This is a genomic window from Gelidibacter sp. (genome assembly GCF_053579655.1).
This window is the reverse complement of record NZ_JBMDWE010000014.1, coordinates 82,801-94,302: the sequence shown is the minus strand read 5'-3', so window position 1 is coordinate 94,302 and position 11,502 is coordinate 82,801. Positions and strand designations below refer to the sequence as shown.

7 protein-coding genes are annotated in these 11,502 nt (G+C 36.6%); 4 read left to right on the top strand and 3 right to left on the bottom strand.

Annotation, left to right across the window (positions count from 1 at the left end):
- The first annotated feature begins 445 nt into the window (after positions 1 to 445).
- On the top strand, positions 446 to 5,359 hold the full coding sequence (locus ACOH2D_RS09170) for a T9SS type A sorting domain-containing protein (protein WP_449535033.1): 4,914 nt from the start codon (positions 446 to 448) through the stop codon (positions 5,357 to 5,359).
- A 47-nt stretch (positions 5,360 to 5,406) separates the two neighbouring features.
- Here the strand turns inward: ACOH2D_RS09170 and ACOH2D_RS09165 are convergent, their stop codons facing one another.
- On the bottom strand, positions 5,407 to 5,787 hold the full coding sequence (locus ACOH2D_RS09165) for a hypothetical protein (RefSeq protein ID WP_449535032.1): 381 nt from the start codon (positions 5,785 to 5,787) through the stop codon (positions 5,407 to 5,409).
- 190 nt (positions 5,788 to 5,977) lie between these two features.
- Between ACOH2D_RS09165 and ACOH2D_RS09160 the strand changes: the two genes are divergently transcribed.
- The 3 genes from ACOH2D_RS09160 to ACOH2D_RS09150 all read left to right on the top strand — a co-directional run bounded on the left by ACOH2D_RS09160 (position 5,978) and on the right by ACOH2D_RS09150 (position 8,186).
- Complete coding sequence (locus tag ACOH2D_RS09160; RefSeq protein ID WP_449535031.1) at positions 5,978 to 6,895, top strand: IS1595 family transposase; 918 nt, start codon at positions 5,978 to 5,980, stop codon at positions 6,893 to 6,895.
- 114 nt (positions 6,896 to 7,009) lie between these two features.
- On the top strand, positions 7,010 to 7,339 hold the full coding sequence (locus ACOH2D_RS09155; protein WP_449535030.1) for a DUF4372 domain-containing protein: 330 nt from the start codon (positions 7,010 to 7,012) through the stop codon (positions 7,337 to 7,339).
- Complete coding sequence (locus tag ACOH2D_RS09150; protein WP_348037626.1) at positions 7,242 to 8,186, top strand: IS4 family transposase; 945 nt, start codon at positions 7,242 to 7,244, stop codon at positions 8,184 to 8,186. Before ACOH2D_RS09155 ends, ACOH2D_RS09150 begins: the two co-directional genes overlap by 98 nt.
- A gap of 409 nt (positions 8,187 to 8,595) precedes the next feature.
- Here ACOH2D_RS09150 and ACOH2D_RS09145 read toward each other — a convergent pair whose 3' ends face one another.
- Both ACOH2D_RS09145 and ACOH2D_RS09140 read right to left on the bottom strand, forming a co-directional pair.
- On the bottom strand, positions 8,596 to 9,669 hold the full coding sequence (locus ACOH2D_RS09145; RefSeq protein ID WP_348037628.1) for an ATP-grasp domain-containing protein: 1,074 nt from the start codon (positions 9,667 to 9,669) through the stop codon (positions 8,596 to 8,598).
- Between the two features lie 445 nt (positions 9,670 to 10,114).
- Positions 10,115 to 11,269, bottom strand: coding sequence for a pyridoxal phosphate-dependent aminotransferase (locus tag ACOH2D_RS09140; protein WP_449535029.1), 1,155 nt, complete (start codon positions 11,267 to 11,269; stop codon positions 10,115 to 10,117).
- Between the last annotated feature and the right edge of the window lie 233 nt (positions 11,270 to 11,502).

The following is an 11,502-nucleotide window of genomic DNA, read 5'->3' as shown; positions in this document are numbered from 1 at the left end:
ATTTAAAATTAGTAAATTCGAATTAATAACTGTCCTATTTTTGGGGAAGCCTACATTAAAAACAATCTCATCTATCCAGACGATCCAATTTTCCAATGGACAACTTCAATATTTAGTAACTTCCTAATTATGATATAAACGCTAAAATGTAGTTGTTTTCTCTAAAGTGTTAAACTTATTTACTTAAACATCTGCCTATTGTATTTTGACGTATATAGAGTACGCTTTGTCGTTTACGTGATCAAAATGTAGTTTTTTTCTGTCAATTAGATATCTAATATCGAATAATAACGCATTTCATGTTTATTTGTTTATTTTATTAATTACATTTAAATAGTCGAATTAGTTCGATTTAAATTCTGAAATCCCCAAATTAGAATAATTCAAAATTATGAAATCCCTAAAGAGCCGTACAAGTTACATTTGTAACACAATATCATTGTGTTTGTTTTTTTTATTTTTTTTTCTATCACAAAACTCCAATTCTCAGCAATTAGCATTTCCAACTGCTAGCGGTGCGGGGGCTTTTTCCGTCGGTGGTCGTGGAGGATCAGTTTCATTTGTGACGACCCTTAGCGACAGTGGTCCTGGAAGTTTACGAAGCTTTGCAAACACCTCAAACACGACTATTATATTTAATATATCTGGAATTATAAACTTGAAATCTGCACTTGTATTTAAAGGAAACAATGTCACGATAGCAGGGCAGACAGCTCCGATAGGTGGGATAACCATTGAAGGAAATAGAGTTTATTTTGAAAAAAACACAAACATAATCTGTAGGTATGTAAGATTTAGAGGTGGTTATAATGTAGACAATGATTCCCTAGGTACCTATGCTTTAAAAAATGCAATATTCGATCATTGCTCTATTTCGTGGGGTGGTGATGAAGCTTTTTCTTTAACTGCTTATACTGCTAAAGATTTTGGTAAGAATATGACAGTTCAAAATTGTCTAATGGCAGAAAGTAAAACGGGAAGTCTTTTAGGCGATATAAATTATCCTGACCAATTTGGAGATGCTTCATTTTTGAATAATGTATATTATAATATAAGTCATAGATTCCCAAATGTTCAAGGTAATAGCAATTTTGATCTTATTAACAACTATATACATAATTGTAGTATAAGATTAACTAGAGGTAATAGCGGATTTAACCTTAACCAAATAGGTAATCTTTTTGATTTTGGAACTACAAAAGTTTGGGATAATCTATTGAATTTTTATGGGTGTGATTCATCTACCATTCTGCCTACCATATATACAAGTGGAAATAAAATAATTGGTATTGACGCTAATGGTAAAAAAAATCCAGTAACAAGTACAGTCGCTCAGATGAATTTAGATAATAAATTGATGTGGAGATACTTTTATGATAACAATAAATGTGGATTTGGATCAAAAGTTAGAGGAGACCAATTAGAGTCTACTTTTTTCACAAACAAAAAGCGACCATTATTAGGTAAAGAAATTACAATAAAAGATGTAAATGATTTAAAAAGTATGGTTGTACCAAATTCAGGTGCTAGTAAAAGGTTAAACGGTGACGGTTCGGAAAGTGACAACAATGATGTTCTAGATAGTATGTGGAAAAAAAACATTAAGGAAGGACAGTATATTTCTCCAATGAAACAAACAAGTTACTCAACGCCTGCAATAAATTCCGTTAAAAGAGCTAATAGTTATGACTCTGATAATGATGGTATGCCCGATGCATGGGAAATTGCCAATGGTCTTAATCCCAATGATGCCAGTGATCGAAATTCAGTTCAACCCGATGGATACACAAATCTTGAATATTATTTGAATGGGATGTCACTGCGTACAACATCTATATCTGCTAACGCGGGCCCTGATACTGACATTTGCAAAGGAACCAGCGCAACCCTCAGTGCCACCGGAGGTTCTTCCTACCTTTGGAGTACTGGAGCCAAGACCGCAAGTATCACTGTAAGCCCAAATCAAACGACAACATTCACCGTTACGGCCTTTGACCGCACAGGAAAAAATTCTGCTAAAGATGATGTTACCGTTAAGGTCAATCCAATTCCAGCAGTGAGTGCCGGAAAAGACGTTACTATAAATTTAGGAGAGAGCGCCACATTAACTGCCTCGGGAGTTAAAAACTATAAATGGAACACTGGGGACAACACTGCGAGCATTAAAGTGAGTCCTAAAACAACCACGACCTATAGTGTTCAGGGAAAGAATGATAATGATTGTGAGGGTACAGCTACTGTAAAAGTTATTGTAATTAATTCTTCAAAAGTGACCGTAGATGCCAATGCTGGCGAGGACCAGAGCATTTGCCAAGGCAACAGCGCAAGGCTTACAGCCACTGGAGGTTCTACTTATCTTTGGAGTAACGGAGCTAAAACAGCCAGTATCACCGTAAGCCCAAGTCAAACGACAATATACACTGTTACGGCCTATGACAGCACAGGGAAAAATTCTGCTAAAGCTGAAGTTACTGTAAAAGTAAATCCTTTGCCAATTGTGGATGCAGGCAGCAATATCACGATTAATTCAGGGGATAGCACCACTTTAACGGCCACAGGCGGAACTACTTATAAGTGGAGCACAGGTGCGACTACTTCAAGTATTACCGTGCGTCCCACGGCAACCACGACCTACACCGTCACTGGAACAAAAAATGGCTGTGAGGCTACCAGCACGGTAAAAGTTACCGTGCTAAATCCTGTTGGAGTTACTGCCGATGCAGGGTCTGACCAGAGCATCTGCGCAGGCACAAGCGCAACACTTACAGCCACTGGAGGCTCTACCTATCTTTGGAGTAACGGAGCTAAAACAGCCAGTATCACCGTAAGCCCAAGTCAAACGACAATATACACTGTTACGGCCTATGACAGCACAGGGAAAAATTCTGCTAAAGCTGAAGTTACTGTAAAAGTAAATCCTTTGCCAATTGTGGATGCAGGCAGCAATATCACGATTAATTCAGGGGATAGCACCACTTTAACGGCCACAGGCGGAACTACTTATAAGTGGAGCACAGGTGCGACCACTGCAAGTATTACCGTGCGTCCCACGGCAACCCAGACCTACACCGTAATTGGAACAAAAAATGGTTGTGAGGCTACTAGCACGGTAAAAGTTACCGTTCTAAATCCTATTGGAGTTACTGCCAATGCAGGGGCTGACCAGAGCATCTGTGCGGGTACAAGTACAACACTAACTGCCAGCGGAGGTTCTACCTATCTTTGGAGTACAGGAGCTAAAACCGCAAGCATCACGGTAAGCCCAAATCAAACGACGACCTACACGGTTACGGCCTACGACAGTACAGGAAAAAACTCTGATACAGATGAAGTGAAAGTAACGGTCAATGCTTTGCCAAGGGTGGATGCTGGCAGTAATGTCACGATCAATTCAGGCGAAAGCACAACTTTAACGGCCACAGGCGGAACTACTTATAAGTGGAGCACAGGTGCTACTACTACAAGTATTACCGTACGTCCCACGGCAAGCCAGACCTACACTGTAACTGGAACATCAAATGGCTGTGAGGCAACGGATACGGTTAGAGTTACCGTTGTAAATCCAGTTGGAGTTACTGCTGATGCAGGGGCTGACCAGAGTATCTGTGCAGGTACAAGCGCAACACTTACGGCCACCGGAGGTTCTACCTATCTTTGGAGTACAGGAGCTAAAACGGCAAGCATCACAGTAAGCCCAAATCAAACGATGACCTACACCGTTACTGCCTTTGACAGCACGGGAAAAAATTCTGCTAAAGATGATGTTACTGTAAAAGTCAATCCTTTGCCAGTAGTGGATGCAGGGAACAATGTTACGATCACTTCAGGCGAAAGCGCAACTTTAACGGCAACAGGAGCCACTACGTACAAGTGGAGTACTGGTGCTACTGGCGCAACTGTTACCGTACGTCCCACGGCAAGCCAGACCTACACTGTAACTGGAATATCAAATGGCTGTGAGGCAACGGATATGGTAAGAGTTACCGTTGTAAATCCAGTTGGAGTTACTGCCGATGCAGGGGCTGACCAAACCATCTGTGCAGGTACAAGCGTAACCCTAACCGCTACTGGAGGTTCTAGTTATCTTTGGAGCAATGGAGCCAAAACGGCAAGTATCACTGTAAAGCCAAATGCTACCACGACTTATACAGTTACGGCTTATGACAGTACTGGTGCAAATTCAGATACGGATGCGGTCAAAGTGACCGTCAACCCATTGCCAAAGGTAGATGCGGGAAACAATATCACAATTAATGCGGGAGAGAGTGCAACTTTAACGGCAACAGGAGCCACTACTTACAAGTGGAGTACTGGTGCCACTGGCGCAACTGTTACCGTACGTCCCACGGCAAGCCAGACCTACACTGTAACTGGAATATCAAATGGCTGTGAGGCAACGGATACGGTTAATGTTACCGTAGTGAATCCCCAAGTAGTAGTTGCCCGTGCAGGTGGTAATCAAAATATTTGTGAAGGATCATCAGTCACGTTGACTGCAACGGGTGGAGATCATTATGTATGGAGTAACGGTGCTAAGACAGCAAGTATTACAGTTAACCCAAAATACACAACAAAATATTCTGTTACGGCTTATGTTGGTAATGTCTCTGGTACAGATGAAGCTGTTGTTAATGTAAATCCAAATCCGAATGTTAAAATTACAAATGGTTCTGAAGCCTCAATACTAGAAGGCGAATTTATAACCTTATCTGCGACTGGAGCAAAAACTTACAAATGGAATAATGGTGCAACCCAGCCAAATATTGCAGTTCGCCCTAATGCAACTCAAACCTTCAGTGTTACTGGGTATGACAATAAGTGCGCTGCTGAAAGGTCTATTAAAGTCAGTGTTTTTGAAAAAATAGTAGCTGATGCAGGTAGCGATGTAACCATTTATCGTAATGAAAAGACCGTTTTAACTGCAAAAGGCCCTAAAAACAGCGAATTCCTTTGGAGCACAGGAGAGACGACAAGAAGTATTACAGTAAGCCCATTGGAAGACACAGAGTATTCAGTAATGGTTTATCACGACCTCGATTCTGATACGGCTAATGTTACAGTAAAAGTCATAGACTTAGTCGATGATAACATCATGGAAGATTCTGCTCCCCTTGAGTTTTTGATTCATCCAAATCCAACGGATGGTGAGCTTAATATAAAAATATCGGGTTTGACCAATCTGTCAAGCATTCATTTATATGATCTTTCAGGTAAATCGCTTTACAACGAAATCATTAATGAAAGTGATCATCAGAGTTATAATAAAAAACTTAATCTATCGAACTATGCATCAGGAATCTATCTTCTGCAATTGGTAGATAACCAAAGAGTAATAACGAAAAAGGTGGTGGTAAGATAGTCACTTTAATAAAATTTATGGATTGGGCCATGGGAAATACCTGTGGCTCAGTCTTTTTTATAAGGAGCTATAGATTCTATGGTTGCTAAAGAATCACAGTTTTTAATTTGCAATCTGAATTTTTGATCTTTATAACTGTTTTTAAGAATATAGGTTTTACAGTCTTCGGTTTTGGTATCACTTTCTGAGAAATTAACCGAGCCATATTGGATCATATCAGAAACCACAGTAGTGTCCATTTCAAATGATCGCATTGCTGACAATGCTTCGTCTGAATATGATTTTGGTTTTTGCGAAATACTTTTTATAGTCCGTGCATTCGGACTGTAGGCACAAGAGGTTTTTTTTCCACTTAAGAAAAAAGCCAAAATAATTATACCGATAGAAAAGCCACCTAAGTAATAGCCTAAACGATGTATGAATTTCATTTTAAAAAATTAGAAGATTGACATATCCCAAATTTAATTCAAGATCATAGTTAAATCTAAGTTGTCGAGGTAAAAATACAAACTATTATTAAAACCTATAACAAAAGGATATATATTTATCTGTATATCCGCAAACATCCCTAAATAAAATAGATTTTCGTATATTTGCTTGACATTAAAACAGTTGATAATGAATATATTTTCTTTTGGAGTTCATTTTACAGATGAAAGAAGTTGCAGATTACATTTTAAAGAGCAGAGAGACCGAGAAGGTGTTGTGTGTAAACGCTGTGAGAGTACTGATCATTATTGGTTGCAGAATAAATGGAGCTACCAGTGTAAGTCCTGTAACTCAAGGGTCTCGTTGCGTAGCGGCACCATAATGGAAAGTTCAAAGCTATCATTTATGGTATGGTACAAGACCATTTTTCTGTTAAGCACAACAAAAAAAGGATTTTCAAGTAAAGAGATACAGCGTCAACTAGGCTTAAAAAGATACGAGCCGGTCTGGGCAATGGTTCACAAGCTTCGTAAAGCAATGGGTCAACGTGAAGACCGATATACCTTGGAGGGGATGATAGAAATGGATGAGGGCTACTTTACCATTGAAGCTCCGCAGGAGGCGCACAAAACACAGAAGGCTGGTCGAGGGAGCAAGACAAAGTCAAATGTCATGATAATGGCGGAAAGCACCATTCTTGAAGATTTAGATACAGGAAAAACTGAAAGACAATGCCGTTATTTTAAAGCTAAGGTACTGGAAGACCATCAGGTTGATGGGACAGACAAAACCCTTAAAAATGCTCTTGCAGATGATCAAATCATTGTCTTTACGGACAAAAGCACCTCTTACGTTAATATTGCCGATTATGTAGAAATACACATAAGTGAAAAATCAAATGAGCAAACAACTAAAGAAACACTAAAATGGGTGCATATTGCGATAAGTAATGCCAAAAGAAATTTTGTGGGGACTTATCATAAGATCAAGAGAAAATATTTGCAATTATACCTAAATGAGTTCGTGTACAAGCTTAATCGCAGGTATTTTGGAGAACGAATCTTTGACAGGCTCATTATTGCTAGCATTACAGCTAATGGACATTAAACGGATATACAGATATTTATTCATTAGTGTCCGATAAACATTTTTAAAAGCGGGATTTCCAATAAGGATTTCCCGCTTTATTTATATCTTGGTTTTTACCACAAAACTTCAGATATGAACAAAAGTAAAAATTTCAGCGGACAACCCATTATCAAACAGGTTTTAAACTTCCTTGACACCAAAGATATTTATCGGACAGCAAAGAAGCACAATAGCGACAGGTATACCAAGAGGTTCACGACCTATGACCACTTGGTTACGATGATTTTCGCCGTTATCAGTGGCTGTAGTTCACTTCGCGAGGTCACCAGTATAATGCTCGCCTGCGAGGTGAAGTATCAACCATTTGGGACTAAGGGACTTTCCAAAGCGCAGCACATTGTCGGATGCCAACAAGCGAAGGAACTCAGAAGTCTTTGCCGATATTTACGCAGGCCTCTATAAACGCTATCGCCAGTTTTTATCGGGCAGCAGGATCAGGGAACCCGCCATAAAAGATCTTAAAATAGTCGATTCATCAACAATAACGCTCTTTAGCGATATCCTGAGAGGTGCTGGTCGAAACTCGCTCAACGGCAAAAAGAAAGGTGGGATAAGGATGCACACAATGATCAATGCGATGGAAGATGTTCCCTGTTTGATAAAGTTTTCAAGTGCCGCAACCCACGATCACATATTTTTGAAGGAACTCGATCTGAAAAAAGGCTCTTTTGTTGTATTTGATAAAGGTTATGTGGATTACGAACAATACCAGCAATGGTCATTGGACGGCATCTACTTCGTGACCAGGCAAAAGAGCAATGCACGCTATAGAAGTCTTGAAGAGTTTGATATACCTGACAGCGTGGACGATGCCGTCCTAAAGGATGAAAAAATAACGCTTACCGATAAAGATGGCAACGAGTTTCACCTAAGAAGGATAGCTTTTTGGCACCACGAGAAGCTCAAGGTATATGAGTTCATCACCAACAACTATGAACTGGAGGCCGACAAGATCGCGGATATCTACAAGAACCGCTGGCAGATTGAGACCATGTTCAAACGGCTAAAACAGAACTTTCCGCTCAAATACTTTTTGGGTGACAATCAAAATACAATAGAAATCCAGATTTGGATCAGTCTAATCATTCAGCTTATTATGCTTGTCATACAGAGAAAAGCAAAGAGAAGTTGGGCATATTCCAATATGATGTCCTATATCGACCTGTTGAAGTTTCTCAAGAACCCAGATTCGAAATGGGAAGAAATTACCATGAAAAATATTGGACAGTTAAGCATTTTCGAACCTTAAGGGGTTCTGTTTTGAAGACAAGAACCTAATTCAGGAAAATAACGGGATGCCAAGGCTTTTTTTGTTAATTTAGATTATTATCGGACAACAATGATATTTAATCTACTTTCTAATTAATTTTATCAGATTAAAACTTGTTGTAATTAGTATAGCTTTAAACAGCTAAAGGCCATTAGAGTTTTGTTGATAATCCCGATCTTTTTAATATTTACTAAAAACTCTTGTAAAACATGTGAATCAAAATTTTATCTGCTGCGTCAAAATTTATTTGGAGCAGTTTCCTACCTAGTCATTATTGAAACACCAATCTTAAATCCGATCCTACTATATAGTAATAATAAAATTAAATGGGTAAACTTTACAATCCAACCAACAATTCATGTTAATTTTATTTTTTCACAATACAGTGCTAATCCTTATATTCCAAATGGTTATGTTGAATACATTTTTCTAATACATCGTAGGTCTGTTCAATATATTGATTAATATAACTGTATTTTCCGAAAAATGAAGATTTCTTGAACTTACCGTAATGTGCTAAATGTTTTTTGTTCGTAATTTTCGGGTTAAGCTGATATGTAGGGCTAACTTCCAATATCAAAGGAGTAGAGTTTAAATTATCTTTATTCCAAGTCACATCAAATGCACCTGTTGGAATATTTAATTTTTTAAACTCACTTATGATGAAAGAACGCCATTGTTCAGGAAAAAATTCGAAATCTACAGAACTTCCTCTACCAGTAGATGTTGGTTTCCACTCATTTTGATTATTTATTCTCCAATAGTAATGCACAATTTCGTTTCCTACTAAAATTACTCTTAAATCTTTTCGCATGTCTATGAGTTTTTGAACAATGATATACTCATTTGGTTTGAAAGTAGATTTTTGCTCGTGCATATTTAAATCAGAAACCGATGTAACTTTATGTACGCCTTCACTTGCTGATGAATGTTCTTCCTTAACTAAAAATGGATAATCCCAACTCAAATTTTTAACTTCTGAAATTGTTTTACATAGCGTGGTTTCTGGCTCAGATATATTGTATTCCTTAAATTTTTTATGCATATATCCTTTATTTTCCCAATAATAAATTTCTTTGGAAGAAGGGAAAACTGAATTATTTTGTTTTTCCAATTGTTGAACTATGAAATGGAGTTGTTGGGTGTAGTCATTAAATTTATAATTCCAATTATACATAGCACAATAGTTGAGATGAATGATCTTATTAGATAATTTACCAATATTTTGCGATCTTATAATCTTAAATTTAATTCCTGTTTTGGATAATGCATTAATTTTTCCGTAATCTTTAATAACCTTATCACTGATGTAATAGCGCCATCCAAATCTCGGTAACCAAAGGTAAACTTCGGCATCTTTACTGGCTATAACGCCACTTTTATCTGTTTTTACCCTCACGTAATAGTTTACTGAAGTAAAGGCAACAAGCCTTCTAAATCTGTCTAAAAAAAATTGATACATTTATTAAATGGTATTGATTCTATTAATTTCTTGTCTATCCAATTTTATGGTTGGCCATTTCATTAGTTGTTTTTTAAATTGATGATAGAACTTGATGTATGCTCTACAAAAGTTGTAACTACTAGTAATGTCATAAAAGTCAAATTGCTTTTTTAAATCAAAAGGTTATATTTGTATATCTTTATATTTCCTTTCAGTTTGGAATGATCCAAATGTTTTGAGAATTAAAAGCGTTATTTGCTATCTCAATCATTTTTAACTGTGCCGGAATTGTTTTTTACATTTGAATAAACCCGCATGTTGATGTACAGAAATGTGTGTGCTAAGTATTGACCAAATTTAAAATAAACTAATGTTTATTATTTTCTTACTTTTTTAAAAACCTCATAAGCTTTTTTAAATAAAACTGATTATAAAATATAGCGATGTTTTTATTCAAAAATCCTTAACCTTCAATAACCTCTTTAATTGCCTTTATAATAATTTTGTTTTCTTTTTGTGATCTTGCTGCCACTCTTATAAACTGTCCCTCCAGCCCAATTTTATCATCACAATTTCTTACATAAACACCATGATTGGCAATAAGTTTAGCGGTTACGTCCGTTGTATTGGCACCATTAAGCAGTTCAATTAAAACAAAATTGGCTCTTGATGGGTATACCTTTATGTTTTTGATTTGATTGAGCTCAGAAATAAAGAACAATGCTTCGGTAATATATTTTCTTCTTACCAAATCATAGCGATCAAGAAAATCCTGTCGCGCATACAATCTAAAAAAATATTCTGCTAAACCATTGGAATTCCATAAGTAGCCATTTTTTAATAGATCTTGAACTTTTTGCTTCGCCATAATGGCATAACCACATCTAACACCCGCAATGCCAAAATCTTTGGACATGCTTTTTATGACATATACATTATCTTTATTGATGACATTTGGCACCACTGATTTTAGCTCCATATCACTATCTTCATATGCAAAATGGATGAAACTTTCGTCAATAATAATATTCTTTACCCAGCTAAGTTTGTCAAGGGCAAAAAGTAAATCATCATATTTTATATATCCTCCGTCTGGATTATTTGGATTAATTAGAACAATGGTATTTGGTTTTTCTTTTTCTACTTGTTTAATATAATCAGCTATATCTAGTCTATAATTCTCAGCTTTATTCAACTGGTAATGTACAACCTCTTGCTCTGATATTGCATATTCGTAATAAGCAGAAAATGTAGGAATCGTAATCATTAATTTTCCTTCACAATAATTATGTATAATAGCTTGTATGGCCTCAATTGCCCCATTTCCCACAAATACATGTCCCTCATCAATATTAAGACGTTTCTCAATAAAACCAGCAATAACATTATTTTGAGAAGGATAAAACTCTAATAATGCATTGATTTTTCCAGTATCAATCATTTCCTTCTTGAAGTATTCCAAGAACAACTCTGTAGCATAGGGATTTGATAAAAAACAAGCATCCACCTTGATTTTTAAGTCTGGAATAAATTCCTGTATGGACGCCAAACTTGGTGAATGAGTACCAGATTTTTCTTTTAAAGACCTATATTTATTTTCTATTGTTTGAGCATTCATTTTTGGTTAAGTTTAATCTAGATAATTTTTTATAAATGTTTCATTTGAAAACATAACAATTTGTTAAATAAAGTGATATACAACGCTTGTTATTCATTTTCACGTCCAAAGTAGAGCTAAATTTAATTATCGTGGTAAAAAAACTGATTAAAAGCACAAATCATAGCTCAGAGAATAATGACCGTCTCATTTCTATAGAAATCAATGTATAACGGTCGCTACAATTTAAAATC

Bases quoted from the DNA above. Each gene is read 5' to 3' on its own strand.
- ACOH2D_RS09165 (WP_449535032.1), bottom strand. From the start codon at position 5,787: ATGAAATTCATACATCGTTTAGGCTATTACTTAGGTGGCTTTTCTATC.
- ACOH2D_RS09160 (WP_449535031.1), top strand. From the start codon at position 5,978: ATGAATATATTTTCTTTTGGAGTTCATTTTACAGATGAAAGAAGTTGC.
- ACOH2D_RS09155 (WP_449535030.1), top strand. From the start codon at position 7,010: ATGAACAAAAGTAAAAATTTCAGCGGACAACCCATTATCAAACAGGTT.
- ACOH2D_RS09145 (WP_348037628.1), bottom strand. From the start codon at position 9,669: ATGTATCAATTTTTTTTAGACAGATTTAGAAGGCTTGTTGCCTTTACT.
- ACOH2D_RS09140 (WP_449535029.1), bottom strand. From the start codon at position 11,269: ATGAATGCTCAAACAATAGAAAATAAATATAGGTCTTTAAAAGAAAAA.